Raw genomic sequence first — 20,623 nt, forward strand, 5'->3', positions numbered from 1 at the left:
CGACATAATCACTTAGCGATGCAACATCGAAAACAACTCATCAAAAATGGCTAAATGCGATGCCGCCGACAGTTTGATTTTAAAAATTGCGGTGCCGGTTCCGTTGGACAGATTGTTCGATTACCGACCTTCCGAACTCGGCAATTCGGCGGAATTTCAGCGTGGCGCCAGGGTTTTGGTGCCGTTCGGCAAGCGTCAATGCGTCGGCGTCGTCATGGGTAGCGCCAACGGCTCGACGCTAGCCAGTCGCTCGATTAAGCCGGTCATCGAGCTACTGGACGACACCCCGTTGTTGTCGGCTCTCGATTTGCAGTTGCTGGAATGGGCTGCCCGCTACTACCACCATCCGATCGGTGAAGTAGTGGCAACGGCATTTCCGACCGCGTTACGCCAAGGTTTGCCGGCCACTTTGCAGTGCGAGCGTTATTTCGCGCCGACCGCGGCCGGCCGGGCGCCTGATGTCGATTTGGGACGCGCCACTCGGCAAAAAGATTTGCTGCGGCGAATGCTCAGCCGCGAACCGGCTTGGTCGGCGGCCGAATTGGCCGGACACAAGCCGGCCCTGCGGGCGTTGATCGACAAAGGTTTGGTCGAGCCGCGAATGCCGGACCCGTCGGATGGTCCGGTCGTGCTCGGTGCCGCGCTGGCCGCCAATCCGGATCAGCAAGCCGCGATCGACGCGGTCGGCGCCGACCTGGGCCGGTTCGCGGTGCATTTGTTGGAGGGGGTGACCGGCAGCGGCAAAACCGAAGTCTACATGCAGATCATCGCCCGAACCCTGGCTTTGGGGCGGCAAGTCTTGGTATTGCTGCCTGAAATCAATCTGACACCGCAATTGGAACAGCGGTTTCGGCAGCGCTTCGGGGTGGGGATCGAAACCTTTCACTCGAATCTGACCGACCGGCAACGCCAACAAGCCTGGCTGAGCATGCGCGCCGGCGTGGCGCGGATACTGCTCGGCACTCGATCCGCACTATTTACGCCGCTTCGGGAACCCGGCCTGATCGTGTTGGACGAGGAACACGACGGCTCCTTCAAACAACAGGACGGGTTTCGATTTTCGGCGCGCGATGTCGCGATCGCCAGAGCCAAGCTGCTGAATATTCCGGTGGTGATGGGTTCGGCGACGCCGTCGCTGGAGAGTCTGGCCAATGTGGCCCAGGGCCGCTACCGTCTATCGCACTTGCCGCACCGAGCCGGCAACGCCAAGCCGCCGGCATTTCAGGTGTTGGACATTCGCGGCAAGAAGCTGCAAGCCGGTCTGTCGGAGCCATTGGTAACGGCGATCGGCGCGGAACTCGCCGAAGGCCGGCAAGTGCTGCTGTTTCTAAACCGGCGCGGTTATGCGCCGGTGCAAATCTGCCACGATTGCGGTTGGGTATCGCGCTGTCACCGTTGCGACGCCAATCTGGTCATCCACGCCGGCATACACAAATTGCGCTGCCATCATTGCGGCTACGAGCAAGCCTTGCCGCGGCAGTGTCCGGCCTGCGGCGTCGGCGAGTTGCAGGCGCTCGGTCTCGGCACCGAACGCATCGAAGAAACGCTGAACGAGTTGTTCGCCGGCCACCGCATCGTCCGCCTGGACCGCGACACCACGCAGCGCAAGGGCGCGCTGGAAGGCTATTTGCAGCAAATTCATCGCGGCGACGCCGATATCGTGCTCGGCACGCAAATGCTGGCCAAGGGCCACCACTTTCCGAATGTGACCTTGGTCGCGATCCTGGATATCGACAGCGGCCTGTTCAGCATCGACTTTCGCGGCGGCGAGAAATTGGCGCAGTTGATCGTGCAAGTCGCCGGTCGGGCCGGCCGAGCCGAATTGCCCGGCCGGGTGATCCTACAAACCCGCCATCCGCGACACGCGCTGCTGCATAGCCTGCTGAGCCGCGGCTATCGAGCTTTCGCCGAAACCGCACTTAGCGAACGCCGCGCCGCCGGACTGCCCCCCTTCGGCTATCAAGCCCTGTTGCGGGCGCAAGCCGGCAACGCCGGTGCTCCGCAGCAATTTTTGGGGGCAGCCATTCAATGTCTGACCGACTTTACACAGTCGGGCGTGCAAGTGCTCGGCCCGGTTAGCGCGCCTATGGTCAGACGCGCCGGGTTATACCGATACCAAATACTGCTGCAAAGCGATAAGCGCCCGGCTTTGCAGCGGCTACTGGATTTTGGGTTCCCCGCCTCGCCGACTTACGCGAGGCCAGATCGGTACGTTGGTCGCTGGATGTCGATCCGCTGGACTTGTATTAACCATCCGCTATCGATTCACTGCGATCGCCCGGCAAAAAGCCGCCGGTAAGTGAAGGGTTTTATGGGATAATTCGCCGCTTTTTCGCGGCTCGAGGTCGCGGCAAAAAACCAGGGGTATTCGCCAGGCCGACACTTCGGGCTCACCGAACGCCCCGCCCGGAAGATTGCGGTCTATGGCGGCGGGACTAGCACCCCACCCCAATCCGAATGGCAATCACATAATTAAAATAACGAAAGGGGGTACTTTTCAATGTGTTGGAGCGGAGAAGCGTCGGGCGTATTAGCCGCCGCCGGTTTGACCACCGCCGTTTACGTGGCGTACAAAGGCGAGTCCAAGGAACTTTGGATTCCGTTGACTTATTTCGCGTTGATGGAACTGTTGCAGGCGGCAACCTATGTGTACATCAATCTATGCGACAACCCGAACAATCAGATACTGACGCTGCTCGGCTACGTGCATATTGCCTTTCAGCCGTTTTTCGTGAATATGGTGGCGATGTATTTCATTCCGGAAAGCGTCAAGCTCAAAATCAGGACTACCGTCTATACGCTGTGCGCGATCAGCTCGCTGGCGATGTTGATTAAAATGTATCCGTTCGCATGGGCCGGCAACTGCGTGGAAGGCGTCGAAGGCTTCTGCGGCGCTCAAACCTGTTCGGTGTCGGGTGCCTGGCATATCGCGTGGAAAATGCCGTTGAACGGCTTGATGTCCAATCCGGTCGAGTGGCTGTTCGGCTTCAACTGGGGCCTGCATGCGTTTTCCTATATTTTGGCGGCGTTTTATCTGCCCATCATTTATGGTTCCTGGCGTTTCGTCGGTTTTCACTATTTGATCGGACCGTGGATATCGGACGTCACCACCGACGATCCGAACGAATATTGCGCGGTCTGGTGTTTGTTTTCGATCGCGCTGTGCGTGTCGGTCATCAAAACCCCGATCCGCAAATATTTGCACGTCAAGAAATGGCCGTTTTACCACCGAGAAGTGGGCGATAGCCTCTAGCATTAAACGCCTGGAATCCGAGGGCCGACCCTCGCCCATGGGCCTTGCCGGCCGCTGTCGGCGAGGCCGGGGTCCGGGGCAAACCCTTAGTCCACCGTTCGCCACGAGGATGCGATGACGATCAATAAACCCGCAATTCTGGAAGCCTTCCACTTCCGCCACGCCTGCAAGGAATTCGATGCCGAGCGCAAAATCGCCGGCGCGGACTTCGACTTCATACTGGAAACCGCCAGGCTGTCGCCGTGTTCGTTCGGCCTGGAGCCCTGGAAGTTTCTGGTGATTCAGACCCCGACATTGCGCGAGAAATTGCGTCCGCATATCTGGGGCGGCCAAAAACAGTTGCCGACCGCCAGCCACCTGATCTTGACGCTGTGCCGCAAAAGCCGCGACCTGCGCTACGACAGCGACTATGTGCAAGGTTTCATGCGCGAGGTTCAGCATTACCCGGAAGACGCCGCCCAGGCCCGCACCCAAGTACTGGAAAAATTTCAAAAGCACGACTTCGCGCTGCTGGAATCGGAACGCGCCATCAACGACTGGGCCGGCAAGCAGACCTATATTCCGCTGGCCAATATGATGACGGCGGCAGCCCTAATCGGCATAGACTCCTGTCCGATCGAAGGCTTCGAGCGCAACAGTTTGGAACAGGCTCTGGCCGCCGAGATCGGCATCGACCTCGAACAATGGAGCGTCGCTTATCTGGTGGCTTTCGGTTACCGGAAAAACCCGCCGGCTCGCCCGAAAACCCGCCAGCAAGCCAGTGCGGTCATCGAATGGCTATAGACGCCGCGATCCTTACGATTCCGGCGGTTCCAGCCTGGCGTGCTTGTCGATCAGGTAAATCCACCCCTGTTGTTCGTCGACCTTGATCGCCGTCAGACTCTTGTCCAGACAAATTTCGCTCAGCGAACGTCCGCTGACCGGATCGTAACAAATCCCGTGCATCGAGCATTGCAGATAACGGCCGGACGGATCGAACACGCCGTCGCGTTCGCAATCCAGCGTCCTCGGCATATGGGCGCAATGATTCAAATAGCCGAACACCGTGCCGTTAAAACGCACCACCAAGGCCGGTTCGGGCGCTCCCCGGTATAGCACCGAAAAGCACCACTTACCCAGCTCGGCTAACTGATCGCTTCGGCAAATTGGGACGGGATGGCTCTTACTCATCAGAACGGCTCCTCGGAAAGGGCAAACGGGTCACTGGCGACCGATGATACGACACGATGACCAAACGCGCGACGGATTTACCGCCGTCGAGCGTATCCGCCGAGAGTAAGGGGCCACGACAACCGGCGTCAGGCCAACCTTAGGCGGATAAGCGCAGCCCGCGTTACATGCTGATCTGATTTTTGCGCCGTCGGAGCGCCCATTTCCGCGTCCCGTCGGCGGATCTAGCCAGACTGTTGTAGGTCGGCCCAATCCCGCGAGGTCCAGCATCGTCGAGTGCCGAAAACCGGACGCCCAACCCGATATGACCCGGTTTCCGGCCTCGCTCGACAATCTTTTCGTTCAATCCCGAACGCGGACTGCCCAGACCGGCATAGGAAAACATCAGGTCGTGAAAATTCGACGGGCGGTAGTTGTGGAATAAACCGCCGACCGCAAATAGCAAGCTCTATAATCACGCTTGATTCAGGAACCCTTCCGTGGGATCGTCATCCCATTTCACCGAGCCGCTTCAATATTCCTTCCGTGTCACCCGCCCACTTCCAACAACACCTCTTCGCATGGTTCGACCTACATGGCCGCAAGGATTTACCTTGGCAACAAGACATCAGTCCCTACCGGGTTTGGGTGTCGGAGATCATGTTGCAGCAGACTCAAGTAGCCAGCGTGATCGGCTATTTCCAGCGCTTCATGGACCGATTCCCGACCATTCGGCATTTGGCGGACGCGGAACTGGACGATGTGTTGCAGCATTGGGCCGGACTGGGTTATTACGCCCGTGCCCGCAATCTGCACAAGACCGCGCGCCTGGTCGCGGCGAACGGCGGCGAGTTTCCGCAAACCGTCGAAGCGCTGAGCGCCTTGCCCGGCATCGGCCGCTCGACGGCCGGCGCGATACTCAGCATTGCCGGCGGGCAAAGCCAACCGATATTGGACGGCAACGTCAAACGGGTATTGACGCGCTTTCACGCGATCCATGGCTGGCCGGGCGAGACCAGGGTCGCGGCCCAACTCTGGCAGCTCGCGGAGACCTACACGCCGAAACACCGAACCGCCGACTATACCCAGGCGATGATGGATTTGGGCGCGACCCTGTGTACCCGCGCCAAGCCGCTGTGCGAGATTTGCCCGGTCCAGGCCGGATGCGAGGCCAAACATCGGGGACTGGTTCGGCAATTGCCGGCCGCCAAACCGCGTAAGTCCATGCCGGTCAAACAATGTTATATGCTGCTGTTGACAGCGCGCGACGGCGCGATCTTGCTGGAAAAGCGTCCGCCAACCGGTATCTGGGGCGGCTTGTGGAGTTTGCCGGAGTTTCCGGATCGGCCGAGCGCCGAAATCTGGTGTCGCGAACGGGGCTATCGTTTGGCGGCCGTCGCGACCTTAGCGCAACGCCGCCATACCTTTTCGCATTATCACCTGGACTACACGCCGTTATCGGCTAGTTTGGCGGAGGTCACTGCCATCGCCGACCCCGCGACTTTTGCCTGGCAAGCCCCGGAGGCCTGGGCCGCCCTGGGTTTGCCGACACCGATCAAACAGCTGTTGGCGCAACTGCCCGAACCGGACGGCGCGGTTATTTCGCCCGGTCCGCGCCTCCTTTAGGCGCCGGCGGCCAACGGATATCGCGATCAGGCTTGCGCCGCCCGCCGATTCAACCAGCTCAACCACCGAGCGTAGCCGCGCGCCAAGCTCATTTTCAAATCGTCCAGATAGCAATAGGCCACCGGAATCACCAATAGGCTGAGCAGCGTCGACGTGACCAAGCCGCCGATCACCGCGATCGCCATCGGACTGCGAAACGAGGCGTCGGCGGCACCCATGCCCAACGCGATCGGCAGCATGCCGGCGCCCATCGCGATCGTTGTCATCACGATGGGCCTAGCCCGCTTGCGGCAGGCGTCCAGCAGCGCTTCGCCGCGGCTCAGGCCATGCTCGCGGCGAGCGACGATGGCGTATTCCACCAGCAGAATGGAGTTTTTGGTGGCGATGCCCATCAGCATCACCAGGCCGATCAGCGACGGCATCGAGAAGGCCTTGCCGGCGATCAGCAATGCGACGAAGCCGCCGCCGAACGACAACGGCAGCGCGGTCAAAATCGTGACGGGTTGGATGAAGTCCTTAAACAGCAATACCAACACCACGAAGATGCACAACACGCCGGTCAACATCGCCGAACCGAAACTGCCGAACAACTCCTCCATCATTTCGGCATCGCCGATGCTGAGCAAGCGCACACCGGCCGGCAGGTGGCGGATGCTGGGCAACTGATGCGCGGCATTGGCGACGTCGCCGAGCGGTTGGCCGTTGAGTTCGATTTCGAAATTGACGTTGCGGGCGCGGTCGTAGCGGTCGATCAAGGCCGGGCCGCTGGACAGCTCCAGCTTGGCGACCTGGCCGACCAGCACCGAGCCGACGTTGGGCTTGTTGGACGGCACCGTCAAACGTTCCAGCACCGCCAAATCCTGACGGCCGGCACTCGCCAGTTTGACGACGATCGGCACTTGCCGCTGGCTCAGGTTGAGTTTGGGCAGCGACCAGTCGTAGTCGCCTATCGTCGCGATGCGCAGGGTTTCGGCCAACGCGGCGGTGGTGACGCCCAGATCGGCGGCGCGGGCGAAGTCGGGACGCACCGCGATTTCCGGGCGGATCAAGGCCGCGCTGGAGGCGATGCTGCCCAGGCCGGGTATCGTGCGCAAGTCGCGCTCGACATCGCCGGCGGCCTTGTTCAAGGCCTGCGGATCGTCGCCGCTCAACACCAGCACGTATTTTTCGCCGGACGCGCCCAAGCCGACCTTGGTGCGCACGCCGGGCAAACGTTGCAACGCAATCCGAATGTCGTTTTCTATCGTTTGCTTGCGCACCGGCCGGTCGCGGCGGGCGGCCAGGGTGATGGTCAGCGTCGCCTTGCGCACCTCGCTGGTACCCATGCTCATTACCATCGGGTCGCTACCGGCCGCGCCGGCGCCTATCGTGGTGTAGACGCTTTTGACGTAAGGCACCGCCGCCACCAATTGCCGGGCCTGTTCGGCCGAGGCGCGGGTTTGCGCCAAGGTCGCGCCGGGCGACAGCTCGACGAAGACCTGGGTTTGCGGATTGTCGTCGGCCGGGATGAAGCCGGTCGGCAACAGCGGAATCAACATCAGCGAGCCGATGAAAAACGCCAGCGCGCCGGCCATCGTGAGGATGCGGTGGCGCAAGCACCAGGCCGTCATGTTCATGTAAGTCCGCATCAGCCAACCTTCGGGCGCCGCGACGTGTTCGCGATCCTTCAACAGATAAGCCGACATCATCGGCGTCAACATCCGGGCCACAATCAGCGAGGCGATGATGGCCAGCGCGGCGGTCCAGCCGAATTGTTTGAAAAAACGCCCCGGCACCCCGCTCATGAAGGCGGTGGGCAGAAACACCGCCACCAACGCGAACGTGGTGGCGACGACGGCCAGGCCTATTTCGTCGGCCGCTTCCAGCGCCGCTTGATAGGGCGTCTTGCCCATGCGCTGGTGACGGACGATGTTTTCGACTTCGACGATCGCGTCGTCGACCAGAATGCCGATCACCAGCGACAGCGCCAGCAAGGTAATCACGTTCAACGAAAAACCCAGCAAATACATGCCCAGAAACGACGGGATCACCGACAAGGGCAACGCCACCGCCGAGACGAAGGTGGCGCGCCAGTCTCGCAAAAACAGCCAGACCACGATGACCGCCAGCAGCGCGCCTTCGTAGATCATCGTCATCGAGCCTTGAAATTCCTCGGCGACCGGCTCGACAAAATTAAAGGCTTCGGTGAATTGCACGTCCGGATAGCTTAGTTTCAAGTCCGCCAGCGCCTGTTGCACGCCGGCACCGACTTCGACCTCGCTGGCGCCTCGGCTGCGGGTGACCTCAAAGCCGACCACCGGCCGGCCGTCCAGCAAGGCCAGCGCGCGCGGTTCGGCAACCGAATCGTTCAGGTCGGCGACTTGATCCAGCCGGATGCGGCGGCCGTCGGGCAAGGCCAGTTGCAGCGGCCGTAATTCCTCGACCGACGCGACTTTCGCCAGCGTGCGCAAGGGCTGCTCGCCGCTGCCAAGATCGGTGCGGCCGCCGGCGCTTTCCTGCTGCACCTGGCGCAGTTGCCGGGAAATGTCGGCGGCGCTGACGCCCAGCGCCTGTAGTTTGACCGGGTCCAACGCGATGCCGATTTCCCGGCTGACGCCGCCGACTCGGGTCACCGCACCGACGCCCCGCACCGCCAGCAGGCGCTTGGCGACGGTGTCCTCGACGAACCAGGACAACGCTTCGTCGTCGCGTTTGTCGGAGGACACGGTCAGCGCCAGTATCGGCGCGCCGGCCAGATCCAATTTGGTAACGACCGGCTCGCGCAAGTCGGCCGGCAAATCGGCGCGCACCTTGGAGACCGCCGAGCGCACATCGTCCACCGCTTCCTGCACCGGTTTTTCCAGGCGAAATTCGGCGTTGATCACCACGTTGCCGTCGTAGATCTTGGTGTAGAGGTGCTTAAGGCCTTGCAGCGTGGCCAGCGAGTTTTCCAGCTTGCGGGCCACGTCGGTTTCCAATTGGGCCGGCGACGCGCCGGGTAGATTGGCGGTCAAGGTCACGGTCGGCAAGTCCAGATCGGGAAAGTTCTGGACTTTCATCGCCTTGAAGCCTTGTAAACCGCCGAAACCCAGCAGCACGAACAGCATCAGGGCCGGAATCGGATTGCGGATGCACCAAGCGGAGACGTTCATTTCGGCACCACCCGCACCAGATCGCCGTCGGCCAGGAAGGACACGCCGCCGGCCACCAGCTGGTCGCCGGTGCTGATGCCGGCCAGTACTTCCAGATCGTCGCCGCTGCGCCGGCCGAGTTGAACCTTGACCAGGGCCACCTTGGCCAGGTCGCCCTGGCGCTCGCCGAGCTTGAACACGTAGCTGAAACCTTCGCGCAAGGACACCGCGGTTTGCGGCACGATCAGCGCGGGACTGGCGCCCAGGGCAAATTCGCCCCTGGCGAACATACCGGCTCGCAGGCCTTGGCGGACGGCATCCGGCAGGTCAACGTAGACCAGACCGTTGCGGCTTTGCGGGTCCAGAGTTGGCGCCAACTGACGGACTTTGCCGGGCGTCCGGCCGACATTGGGCACCTCGACCGTCACATCCAGTCCCGGCCGCAATTTGGCGATTTCGGCGGCGGTGACTTCGGCGCGCCATTCCAAGCGGCTCTGCCGAATCAAGCGAAATAATTCCTGGCCGGCCGACGCCACCGCGCCCAAGGTCGCGTTGCGCGCCGAAATCACGCCGTCGTCACTGGCGACCACTTGGGTATGCTTGAGGCGCAACAACTGTGCGTCCACTTGGGCCTGAGCCGATTCGACCTTGGCCTGGGCGGTCTTTTCGCCGGTCAGATATTGGGCGACTTGTTGGGCGCTAAGCGCCAACGACGAGGTGGAATGGCGGGTGCGGTCGGCGTTGAGTTTGGCCTCTTCCAGGCTGGCCTTGGTCTCGGCCAATATGGCCTTGGCTTGGGCAAGATCCGCCTGCACGGTTTCGGCATCCAGTAGCGCCAGCACCTGACCCTTGCGCACTGCGTCGCCGACCTGGGCGCGGACTTCGGCCAGCCGCAGATCGCCGACCTCGGCGCCGATGATCGCCTCCTGCCAGGCGGCGATCGAACCGTTGGCGGCCAGCATCAGCGGAATATCCCGACCGGCGGGCTGTATCGTCGTCACACTCAGGGCGGGGTTGGTGGCGGGAGTCGATTCGGTGGCCGGCACGTCGCTACCGCAGCCGGCAAAAAACATCCAAGCGGCGAGGAAAACAGTGCCGCGAAAGCAAAAGGTCGTCATGTCCGTGATCTATATGAAGTGGAGGCCCGATCCGGCGGATTGCCGAATCGGGCCTGGGTTGGTACCGTCGCCGATTCTTTCATACATTGTCGATCCGGCAAAACGGAACGGTAAAACCGCACCGCCGCGATCCGAGCTTAAAGTTGGCGACGTTGGCATCGTCTCCAATAACCCTATCAACAATGTGATGGAAGCGGAACCCGTGCTTTGGTATAACGCTGGCCGGAATACTCACGGCTTCCGGCACGTTTCGGAGCAGCTGTGACCACCTAACGAGAGCGAGGTTCACTATGACAAGAATGGTTCAATGCGTAAAACTGGGTGTGGAAGCGGAGGGCCTAGACTCGCCACCGTTTCCCGGCCCCAAGGGCCAACGTATTTTCGAACAGGTTTCCAAACAAGCCTGGAAAGACTGGCTGGCGATGCAGACTATGATCATTAACGAGCAGCGCTTATCCAGTTTCGATCCCTACGCCAAGAAGGTCCTGGAGGTCGAACGGGAAAAATTCCTGTTTGCCGGCGGTTTCCAAGTGCCGAACGGCTACGTGCCGCGAAAAGAGTAAGATCGCCCGGCGCGGGCTTAAGGCACGGCCGGCGAGCCTCTGATCGCGGCTGACGCGCTAGCGTGAGATCCGGCCGGCCGGCGGTTGGCGCCGAATCCTTAATGCCCGACCGAATTGGAAAACAGACTCAGCGTCACGACACCGGCCACCACCAAGCCGATACCGGCCAGTGCCGGTCCGTCCAGCTTCTGGCCGAACAGGGCAACGTCGATCAAGCCGATGCCGACAATGCCAAGCCCGGCCCAAACCGCATAGCCTATGCTGATTGGGATCGTGCGTAGCGCCACCGAAAAGCAATAAAACGACAGACCGTAGCCGATCGCGATCGCCAACGAGGGCCACGGCTTGGAAAAACCGTCGCTGTACTTGAGCAGCGAGCTCGCCGCGACTTCGGTCAGAATGGATACGGCCAAATAAAGCCAATGCGTCATACTGGAAACTATCCTGAATTTGATTGGGACAATGTCCGGGCGCCTTGCCGCGCGCGGGGAGCTTATCCCAACGCGCGCCAGCGGCTCCGGCATTTTGCGGAATTCCGGCGTCGGCGACCCGCGTCGACGTCAATACGGCATTAGACGAGGGCGCGGTCGGAAGTTCGCGCCATTGGCAAATCCCGGATTTCGACTACCTTTTGGAGGTTTGCGCCGCGTTTCGTCCGCCAAGTCGACCGGTCCGCACCCACTCTCACTGAAATGACATCTAACCGCTTGTTCGTTCCGCTTCCGCTACTCAAGGTACCATGATCGCCGATCCGGAAAGTTATCAGTTGTTGCAACGAATCTGGACTATCGCGTGGGAAGCCGATCCGCGGACCGGCTTGTGCCGTTACGTCTCAGACCAGACCGAACGACTGGGTTACCCCGCCGAACATTGGCGGCGAATTCCGTATTTCTGGCAAACCGTGGTCATCCCCGAAGACCGGCACTTATTGACACAGCTCTCGCCGAGCGGGACCGAGTGTCGAGTCGCCCGCGCGGACGGTGCGCAAATGCCCGCGCGACTGCAACTGAGCACCGCCGCGGCCGAGTCGGACCGGCCGGCCGCCTTGCATGGCACGATGCTGATCTACGCCGCCGAGCGCGCGGCTGTGGCAACGCAAGCGGCAAGTCGCGACGAATTGACCGGCCTACCCAACCGCAACCTGATGCTGGACCGTATCGGCCAAGCCATCGCGCTGGCCGGGCGTAGCGAGCACTGGCTAGCGGTACTGTCGATAGACTTCGACCGTTTCAAATTGATCAACGACAGTTTGGGCCACGAAATCGGCGATAAATTATTGGTGGCGGCATCGGTGCGACTGGACAGCGGTATCCGCGAAGCCGACACCGTGGCCAGACTGGGCGGCGACGAATTCGTGATTCTCGCCACCGGAATAGGCAAGTTCGAAGACATTCATTGCATCGCTCAGAAAATTCTCGATTTGCTGGCGGCGCCGTTTTACATCGACGGCCACACCTTGTTTTTGACGGTCAGTATCGGCGTTTGCGCCTTTCCGAAAGACGGCGCCGACGCGGTGGTGTTGCTGAAACGCGCCGACACCGCGATGTACCGCGCCAAGGAACAAGGCAAGAACCGGTATCTGTATTTTTCCGACGAAATGAATGCCGCCAACGCCCACCGGCTGCATCTGGAAAACGAATTGCGCTTGGCCTTGGAGCACCGCCAGCTGGCTCTGCATTATCAACCGCAGATCGATCTGGATAGCGGCCGCATCATCGGCGTCGAAGCCTTGGCGCGTTGGCGGCATCCGACGCTGGGTTGGATCTCGCCGGCCGAATTCATCAAGATCGCCGAGGAAACCGCATTGATCGTGCCGTTGGGACGGTGGGTGCTGGAAACCGGTTGCCGCCAGGTCGGCGCCTGGCGCGCGGCCGGCCTGCCCCCGTTAAGAATGGCCATCAATCTGTCGCCGGTACAATTCACCGAACACAGCATGGCCGATTGCATCGAGGCGGTACTGCGGGAAACCGGTCTGGACCCCAGATTATTGGAACTGGAGCTGACCGAAAGCCTGTTGATGCGCAACGTCGAGGAGTCGATAGGTACGTTGCGAGCGCTACGGGCGATGGGCATCTGCTTGGCCGTCGACGACTTCGGCACCGGCTATTCGTCGCTGAGTTATCTGAGCCGTTTTCCGGTCACGACGGTCAAGATCGACCAATCCTTTACCCGCGAGCTGACCAGCGACCCCAACGTCGCCGCGCTGGTCCGCTCTATCATCAGCATGGCGCACGAATTGCGCCTGCGGGTCATAGCCGAAGGCGTAGAAACCGAAGGCCAATTGAATTTTCTAGCCAATCACCGTTGCAACGAAGTGCAAGGCTATTTTCTGGGCAAACCGTTACCGGCCGATGAATTCATCGACTTTTACCGGCGTTTCGATCGATTGGCCGCCCGGCGCGGCGGCGGCGACAGCGAGGAGCGCCGTCTACTGGTGGTCGACGACGAAACCAAGGTCGTCGAAGCCTTGGTGCGTCAACTCGACGGCGACGGCTACCGGATTATGACCGCGACCGGCGGCGGCGAGGCACTGGAGATACTGGCCAGGCAGCGAGTCGGCGTCATCGTGTCCGGCCAGCGCATGCCGGGCATGAGCGGCGTCGAATTTTTCCGCAAGGTCAAGGATCTTTACCCGGCCACGGCTCGCATCATTCTGTCCGGGTTCAACGACATCCAGACCGTGACCGACGCGATCAATCAGGGTGCCATCTATAAATTCTTGAACAAACCCTGGCGCGAGGAGCATCTGCGCGACGCGGTGCGCGAAGCTTTTCAACGCTACGAATTGACGCTGGAGAATGCCGCGCTGGGCCGGGCCTTGGAACAAGCCAACGCCGAGCTGTCGGCCATCAATCGGGACTTGGAGCGGCGCATCGCCGAAAAAACCCGGGAACTCGGCCGGGGCATCAACATGCTGCAAGTGTCCAGGGAAATCCTGGAACATTTGCCGACCGCGGTGATCGGCATCGACGACGACGGTTTGATCGTAATGGCCAATCGCCAGGCCAACCGCTTGCTGGCCAGCGACGACGGCATACCGTTGCTGAGCTGCGAGGCCTCCCTGCGCCTGCCGGCCGCCGCGCTGGCGGTACTGGCCGATCCCGACGGCCGCGAGCGGCGCATCGTGCTGACCGGCGGCCTATCCGCATGGGCGCTTTGTCGAACCATGGGAGCCGACAGCGTTTCGCGCGGACGCATCCTGATGCTGTGGCCGGAATCCGGCCAGGAAAACTCGAGGCCATGACTGAAAGATCCCAATACGCCGGCAATCTCGACAAAGTTCTGGACAGCATTCGGCAGCTGCCGTCGCTGCCTGGATTGGTCGTAGAATTACTGGAAAACTTCGGCGACGAAAACGTCAATATCGCCACGCTGGCCAATAAAATCGCCCACGACCAGGCGCTAGTGGCTCGCTTGATGCGGGTCGCCAACTCACCGTTTTACGGGGTATCCGGGCAGATCGGCTCGATCAGCGAAGCCATCGCCATGCTCGGGTTCACCAACGTGCGCGGTTTAGTATTGACCGCCGGCCTGATCAACGTCTTTACCGGCATGGAAAAGTATTTCGACTGGCGGGCATTCTGGCGGCACAATGTCGCCGCCGCGGTGTGCGCGAAGCTGTTGGCGGGCGGCACAGGCCTAAACCCTGACGCCGCGTTCACCGCCGGCCTGCTCCACGACATCGGCAAATTGGTAATGTGGAGCTGTTTTCCGCACGACGTCGCCCGATTGGGCGAACTCAGCGAAGAAAGCGGCTTGTCGCCGCTGCAACTGGAACGGGAAACCTTCGGTTTCGACCATACCCTGCTGGGCAGCGAAGTCGCCAAACGCTGGAATTTTCCGGTGGATATTCAACACGCGATCGCGTTGCACCATACCCACTATCTGCCCGGCGGCGGCAAGACGATGGCCGATGTCATCTATACCGCCAATCTGCTGGCCGAAACGCTCCAAGATGACGAGGTGTGCGAGGCGCGCCAATTGCAAGTCAACGGCGTGGCTTGGTCGCGCCTGAAATTGGACGGCGAGCGGCTTGCTAAACTCACCGCGCAAGCCCGTCGGCAGTTTCAAGGCACCATGCCGCTGCTGAGCGACTGAGCCCCTCCAAAACCCAAGGCCGCACTCGGCGCAAAAAAATACCCTCGGCCCGGTCAGAAGCGGAGGGTGTGAGTCCCACGGGAGAGGACAGGAGGAACAGCCAGGAGTTACGATTTTAATTTAGCAAATCCGGTGCCAACCCTTGCATGTCCCACGCTACCGGCCTTCACACCGATCCTCCCCGCGCCGCCCGCCGAAAAGCCGCACCAAAATCAATCGCAAGCCGGCTTTTTGCACCGCAATGAGCGTTACCGCGACACGCGTTACCAGCGCCCCTGGTTCGAACCGCCTTCCTTGCCCAGCACCCATTGCCGTTCAGTTTAGTCTCGACCGTTTGTCCCGAGTCCTTCGGCCTCGCTCGGGAAAGCCTTGTCGAAGGTCGTTTCGGTTTCTTCGTGAAGGTGCTTAATTGATCGTCCGGCTCTGATGAAGTTATCCGCGCACTTTTTCTCCATCACGGTTTCAGTTTCTTGAGAACCGACGAACGGGATGGGATTTATAAACACCGATCCGACTTGTTGGCTGTCATCACTAAAGGTTGTCTTGCCTCCGCAATCCGTTGAACTCCGTTAGCCTTCCGGCGATCGGCAAACGCTACGAAAGCCGTTTGATTTGCAGCCCTAAAATTCGTAAACCAACCGAAAATCCACGCGCTGTTGGCCGGCGGAAACACTGCTTTGGCCGTGAAAGGGATAACTCCAATCCAGTTCGCCGAGCAGGCGCTTGAACCATTGCATACGCAGGCCCAAACCGGCCGAAGCGAGTTGTTCGACCGCCGGAGTCGGCGCGATCGGCGCGTCTGTCCACAATCTGGCCCAGTCGATAAAACCCAGCAAGCGCAGATTTTGCGCGGCGTCCCAGTCGGTCGGCAGCAAGTGCGGGCTGTAAAACTCCAGAGACAGATTGACGCCATGGTCCGCCAGAACCTGGGTCTGATGATAACCGCGCACGCTGAGCGGGCCGCCGGCCGCGAATTGCTCGTTACTGATCAGTTTTCCGATGCTGGCCTGGCCGCTGGCCCTGGCTTGCAAGCGAAAATCCCAGGGCAGTAGCTGCTGGTGTTTCACGTCGCCAGTCAGGTAGAAATAGTTAGGGGTGGCCCCGGCCCGCTTGCGCTCGAATTCGGCGGCATCATTACCCAAGCCGCGAAAACTGAAATGACCGGCCAAGTTCAGACTGCTGGCGTAGCCGTCGCCGCGCCGCGTTCCGTCGTAGCCGGCCATGAACCCTGCATAGCTGATCGGCGTATTCTCGGTGAAGCTGGCAATCTGCTGACCGAAACTTTTATAGTCGAAGCCGAAAGTCAGGTTGTGAAAAATACTGTCGGAGGAACCCGCCAGCGGCTTGACTAGCCGCGCGCCGTAGATCGAGCCGGTACCGACCACCGACAGGCCGCCGATATTGACGCCGAGTTGGGTGTTGGAGCTGATGCCTATGCCGTATAGCGCCAAACGGGTGTCGGCCCAACCGGTCGGCAGCACGTAGGTGCCCGACCAGACTTCGACTTCTTCGCTGACTTGCGGCGAGACCTGGTATTGCAATGAGGCGCTATGAAAAGCCTGCCACAGGTTGTCGTAGCGCAACGAGCCCAGCAGCCGGGAATAGCTGGTGCGCTCGGAGTTGCGGCTGTTCATTTCGACGCTGCCATGCAGCGGTAATTCGTCCTTGACCTTCAGTTCCACTTCCATTTTGCCCGGCGTCGCACCGGCCCGGAACACCGGCGTGACGTTGCGGTCGGCCGATTGCTTGGCTAGCGTGTTCATTTGCTCCTGTAGTCGCGGCATGTGCGGGACTTGACCCTCGGCCAGAGCCGGCAAGCCTTCGCGGATCTTGCCCAGCGCGTAATAACGCGAACCGCTGATGTAGACGGTTTCGATGCTGCCTTCCAGTACTTGTAGGCGCACGCTGTCGCCCGCCACGTCCTGCTCCGGAATCGACACGACCACGGTTGGATAGCCGGCCTGACGGTAGGCTTGCTCCAGCGCCGCGCGGGCCCGTTCGACCTCGTCGACGCTCTTATCCGGACCGAGGAAGGGATAAACGGCTTTTTCCAGGGTTTCGTCGTCTAGCAGCGTGTTGCCGTCGATTTGATAATCGAAAACGTCGAATCGGGGTTTCTGCTCGCCCGCCCATTCGGCGGCGACCGTCTCGGCATTGGCGGCGCGATCGGCACCCGTGGCGCCGGCACCGGTTGGCGCGGCTGCCGCAGTTTGCGCTTGAACCGTCGTGACGGCCAGGCTTAGCCCGATCGCAACGGCAAAAGGCGCGATGCGGCTCATCGGCCAGCCCCCGGCCGCGACTCGCGGTGTCATCGGCCGCCCGCGCCGCTTGGCCGGCATCCGGCGATTCCGCGTTATCAACCGGCTCTGCCGCACCGGCTTCAGGTGCCCCGGTCGACGCCGGTTCGGCCGGCATTGCCGCGGCGGCGGCGGCGGCGGGCGCACCGTCGGATTGTACCGGCACTACGGCTTCGAACGGCGTGACTTTCAATTGCCGCAAGCGATAGCGATAGGTTTCGGCCTGGGCTTCGTTTTGCACTTGGGCAATCCCGGTGATCGGTTCCAGCTCGGCCAGTTGTTCGAACAGACTTTTATCGCCATGGTGTTGCACGATGTCCCGGCCGACTTCGCGCAGCTGACGGTTCAATTCGCCGCAATGGCTAATCCATCGCTCGCGTTCTTGCACGGCTTGCACCAACACCGTGTTATCTTCGCGGATGGCGCGGGCCTGCAAAACCACGTCGTTATGCTTTTGCAGCAAGGCCTGTTCGCGCTGACGCTGTTGGACCAACTGATTTTCCAGGCTACCGCGCACGCTGTCCAAGCCGGCTTTGTAGCGTTCCACCTGGTCCTGCAGTGCCGGCAGCAATCTGGCCTGATTTTCGAGTAATTTGAGTTTGCCCTCCAAAGTTGCCTTGTCGGCCAGCCATGCGGCTTTTTCCGCCTCCAGCGCGGATTTTTCCTGGCTTAGCTGGCGGATGATACCCTGGGCTTTCTTGATCGCGCTGTCGCCGACGGGTGCCGGCTTGGGTTCGGCCCGACCGGTTTCGAGGCCGGCCAACAACACCAACACCGTTAAACCTGATAAACCAATCCAACGCATCGCCCCCCTAGAACCGTGCGTTCAGATCGACGTTGACAGTGTCGATGCTGTATTTGGGGCCGTCGATCGCATCGGTGCTGAGCCAGCGCAGATTGAGCCAGGCGTATTTGGACAGACCGTATTGGGTGCCGATTACCCAGCCCTTGGCATTGGTACCGCCCAGATGGAAAATCGAGTCGGTGAAGGCGTCCAACACCGCGTCGCGCTGCACGTAGCGGTAAGCCAAATTGACACTCCAGTCGCCGAAATGACGAACCTCGACTTGGCCGATATCGGCGCGAATCTGATAAGCGGTGGTGCGCGGCCGGCTGTCGGTGTAGTTAACGACACCGTTGGCGAATTCGGTCAAGATTTTTTGCTGGTTGTAGCCCAAGTTTTTGGCGTAATCGGCGGTCAGCAATACATGAACCGGGTCGAAGCCGGCGTAGTCGAACATCGCGGTGGCATTGAACACCTTAAACCGCGAGGCCAGGCCGAATAAACAACCGACCGTATCGTCGCACACACCGTTCAAGGTCTGATCGTCGGTAATCGCCACCATCGAGTTGCCCTTCTGGACGAACTGCGGCGCGGTCCAATCGTAGACATGGCTGCCGATCGGGTTGCGGCGGGCGTTGACGTTCTGGAATTCGTAATACGATGCCGCCATATTCAGCCGGGAATCATGCCACACCAACCAGTCGGCGCCGACCTGACCGGCGTACAGCCATTTGTCGTTAACCGACACGTCGATGTCTTGCAACGGAAACACGCCCAGAGTCAAGAACAGACTGTCCGGGGTTTGCTGACCTTGGTTGATGCCGAAGCGGGCGGTCGGATTTGGCGCTTTATAGCCGGCCAATTTGCTGGTACCGCGATTGAACGGCAAACGTACACTACCGGCCACGCCTTCGAAGCTCAAATCCGGGTCGAACACCACATCGGTGGACAGGAAGGGATTGATGATGCGCCCGGCGTACAGGCTGAACCAGGAAGTTTTTCGCTCGTCCAGGTAGTCGTATCGCAGATAGGCGCGGTCGATCGCGAACTGGTAGGACTGGCCGGTGTTGCCCAAGGTCTGGTCGTTGGAGACCGGGTTGTTCAGATTGCTGGTCGCAAAGCGGACGCCGGCTTTCAAGCCGTCGCTCAAATTGGCTTCGAAACCCAAACGGAAACGTTCCCGCAGCCGCAAACGATCGATTTGGTTGTTGACGATGGCCTCATTAGGGTTTTGAGAAACCTGCCGCTGCAAGCCGCCTTGCGGACTGTTGGCGAGCCGGTTGATCGCCAACCAGTTGTAAGGGCCGAAAAAATTGCCGGCGGCATCCAGACCGGCATTCGCGATCCCCCCGGCATTTTCCTTGCCGTAAAACTCGTCGGCAAAACGCACCCGCATATCGAAGCTGGGATGAATCGCCGCCACCCATTCCGGCAGCGCGGCGGGGATGCCCCAACCTTCGGTTTTGGCGTCTTGTTTGACGTCCTGCAACACCTCGGCCTTCAACTCGGCCCGTACCTGGTCGCGGATCTCCTTTTTGACGAATTCCGGTACGTAGCCGACGTGCTTGGTTTTGCCGGTTTTGGGAGCCGAATTACCCGGCTCCCCGGCATCTTCCGCGGTCGAGGTCGCCGCTTTGGCTTCATTGCTTTTGACTTGCGCGGCTTGGGTTTCGGCGGCTTCCTGTTCGGCCGCCCGCACCAAACCCTGGCCCTCGTCGGGTTTCAAGACGCCCCGCTGCACCAGCAGGTCTACCAAATTCACCAACGTGGATTTCTTGACCGGGATGACTTCGTCGCCGGGCGCGGCGGCCTGGGCGGCCGTCGTCGCGCCGCCAATCAACAGTAGAACCAGGGGTTTGATCGCGGTGTTCATCGTGGTGTTTTCGCTATTCAAAGGTTTTTAAGTTAGTCGGCTTGGGCCAGCGCCGAGCACCGGGTTAGCCACTGCTAAACCCTGGAATTCAGTCGAATCCGGATCGGTTGCGGCATCGTTTCCGGCGGCGGACGGCCAACGCTGGCCCGCAACTTCGGCAACGCCGCGCGCAACGCGCGATCGACCTCGGCATTGCCGCTGCCTGACGCCAGCTCGCTACGGCTAATGCCGCCGTCGGCGCCGACCCAGATATCCAGAATCACGCTAAACGCCACGCTGGCGGCCGGCGTGTCGGCCAGCAAGTTTTGCAAGCCGTCTTCGATCCGGCGCTGGACTTGGCCGCCGTACCAAATCACCGCGTTGCCGCCCCCGCCGCCCAGCAGCGAGCGGCCGCCCTTGCGAGCTTGCAAGCCAAAAGCGTCGCCGCCGGCCGAGCCGTCGGCATCCAAACCGAGCGCCTCCGCCGGCGGTGCTTCATCCTTCTCGGGCGAAGGTTCCGGCTCTGGCGCGGGTTCCGGTTCTTCGATTTTTTCCACCTTGATCTCTTCCGGCGGCGGCGGTTGGTCCGGCGTTGGCGGCGGGGGCGGGGGCGGCTGGATCATCGCGATTTGCTGCACCTGCTTTTTGGCCTGAGGCGGCTTCTCGTAGTGCTTCGCCAACCACCACACGCCCCAGACAATCGCCACGCTCAAACCGATGCCGAGCAACATCGGCAAACGGCGTAACCACGCATACTGATTTGTCATCGGTCG

General features: G+C 60.8%; 14 protein-coding genes. 7 read left to right on the top strand and 7 right to left on the bottom strand.

Translation table 11 applies throughout. The features are described from left to right. Nucleotides 1–46 precede the first annotated feature (46 nt). The 3 genes from ACP4CD_RS16385 (at nt 47) to ACP4CD_RS16395 (ending at nt 4,036) form a co-directional block, all read left to right on the top strand. A complete protein-coding gene (locus ACP4CD_RS16385) occupies nt 47–2,299 on the top strand; it encodes a primosomal protein N' (protein ID WP_426991668.1) in 2,253 nt (750 codons plus the stop codon). 201 nt (nt 2,300–2,500) lie between these two features. Continuing rightward, a complete protein-coding gene (locus tag ACP4CD_RS16390) occupies nt 2,501–3,253 on the top strand; it encodes a DUF5765 domain-containing protein (protein WP_064026909.1) in 753 nt (250 codons plus the stop codon). A 114-nt stretch (nt 3,254–3,367) separates the two neighbouring features. Beyond that, on the top strand, nt 3,368–4,036 hold the full coding sequence (locus ACP4CD_RS16395; RefSeq protein ID WP_426991669.1) for an NAD(P)H-dependent oxidoreductase: 669 nt from the start codon (nt 3,368–3,370) through the stop codon (nt 4,034–4,036). A gap of 12 nt (nt 4,037–4,048) precedes the next feature. Here the strand turns inward: ACP4CD_RS16395 and ACP4CD_RS16400 are convergent, their stop codons facing one another. Next, a complete protein-coding gene (locus ACP4CD_RS16400; protein ID WP_426991671.1) occupies nt 4,049–4,423 on the bottom strand; it encodes a Rieske (2Fe-2S) protein in 375 nt (124 codons plus the stop codon). A gap of 525 nt (nt 4,424–4,948) precedes the next feature. Here ACP4CD_RS16400 and mutY point away from each other — a divergent pair. Next, the gene (gene mutY / locus ACP4CD_RS16405; protein WP_426991673.1) at nt 4,949–6,028 is read left to right on the top strand and encodes an A/G-specific adenine glycosylase; all 1,080 of its coding nucleotides are present in this window, start codon (nt 4,949–4,951) and stop codon (nt 6,026–6,028) included. 26 nt (nt 6,029–6,054) lie between these two features. Here the strand turns inward: mutY and ACP4CD_RS16410 are convergent, their stop codons facing one another. Together ACP4CD_RS16410 and ACP4CD_RS16415 are read right to left on the bottom strand one after the other, a co-directional pair. Then, complete coding sequence (locus ACP4CD_RS16410; protein ID WP_426991674.1) at nt 6,055–9,159, bottom strand: efflux RND transporter permease subunit; 3,105 nt, start codon at nt 9,157–9,159, stop codon at nt 6,055–6,057. Further along, nucleotides 9,156–10,256 carry an efflux RND transporter periplasmic adaptor subunit gene (locus tag ACP4CD_RS16415; RefSeq protein WP_426991675.1) on the bottom strand — a complete coding sequence of 367 codons (1,101 nt, stop codon included), beginning with the start codon at nt 10,254–10,256 and terminating at the stop codon, nt 9,156–9,158. Before ACP4CD_RS16415 ends, ACP4CD_RS16410 begins: the two co-directional genes overlap by 4 nt. A 290-nt stretch (nt 10,257–10,546) precedes the next feature. On the opposite strand from ACP4CD_RS16415, the gene ACP4CD_RS16420 reads away from it, so the two are divergent. Then, nucleotides 10,547–10,819 carry an oxidative damage protection protein gene (locus tag ACP4CD_RS16420; RefSeq protein WP_071160052.1) on the top strand — a complete coding sequence of 91 codons (273 nt, stop codon included), beginning with the start codon at nt 10,547–10,549 and terminating at the stop codon, nt 10,817–10,819. Nucleotides 10,820–10,917: 98 nt separating this feature from the next. Here ACP4CD_RS16420 and ACP4CD_RS16425 read toward each other — a convergent pair whose 3' ends face one another. Then, the gene (locus tag ACP4CD_RS16425; RefSeq protein WP_071160050.1) at nt 10,918–11,250 is read right to left on the bottom strand and encodes a DMT family transporter; all 333 of its coding nucleotides are present in this window, start codon (nt 11,248–11,250) and stop codon (nt 10,918–10,920) included. A 308-nt stretch (nt 11,251–11,558) separates the two neighbouring features. Between ACP4CD_RS16425 and ACP4CD_RS16430 the strand changes: the two genes are divergently transcribed. Both ACP4CD_RS16430 and ACP4CD_RS16435 read left to right on the top strand, forming a co-directional pair. After that, entirely contained in the window at nt 11,559–14,063 is a 2,505-nt protein-coding gene (locus ACP4CD_RS16430; protein ID WP_426991676.1) for an EAL domain-containing protein, read from the top strand. Next, nucleotides 14,060–14,917 carry an HDOD domain-containing protein gene (locus ACP4CD_RS16435; protein WP_071160047.1) on the top strand — a complete coding sequence of 286 codons (858 nt, stop codon included), beginning with the start codon at nt 14,060–14,062 and terminating at the stop codon, nt 14,915–14,917. The genes ACP4CD_RS16430 and ACP4CD_RS16435 overlap by 4 nt, the downstream gene beginning before the upstream one ends. A gap of 620 nt (nt 14,918–15,537) precedes the next feature. On the opposite strand, the gene ACP4CD_RS16440 is transcribed toward ACP4CD_RS16435, so the two are convergent. From ACP4CD_RS16440 to ACP4CD_RS16450, 3 genes are all read right to left on the bottom strand, one after another. Further along, nucleotides 15,538–17,196 (bottom strand): ShlB/FhaC/HecB family hemolysin secretion/activation protein, encoded by a 1,659-nt coding sequence (locus ACP4CD_RS16440; RefSeq protein WP_426991677.1) that lies wholly within the window; start codon nt 17,194–17,196, stop codon nt 15,538–15,540. An 830-nt stretch (nt 17,197–18,026) separates the two neighbouring features. After that, nucleotides 18,027–19,871 (bottom strand): putative porin, encoded by a 1,845-nt coding sequence (locus tag ACP4CD_RS16445; RefSeq protein WP_426991678.1) that lies wholly within the window; start codon nt 19,869–19,871, stop codon nt 18,027–18,029. Nucleotides 19,872–19,945: 74 nt separating this feature from the next. Continuing rightward, nucleotides 19,946–20,617 carry an energy transducer TonB family protein gene (locus ACP4CD_RS16450; RefSeq protein ID WP_313729386.1) on the bottom strand — a complete coding sequence of 224 codons (672 nt, stop codon included), beginning with the start codon at nt 20,615–20,617 and terminating at the stop codon, nt 19,946–19,948. Nucleotides 20,618–20,623 lie beyond the last annotated feature (6 nt).

It is taken from the genome of Methylomonas stagni, from assembly GCF_050154735.1.
GTDB lineage: Bacteria > Pseudomonadota > Gammaproteobacteria > Methylococcales > Methylomonadaceae > Methylomonas > Methylomonas koyamae_A.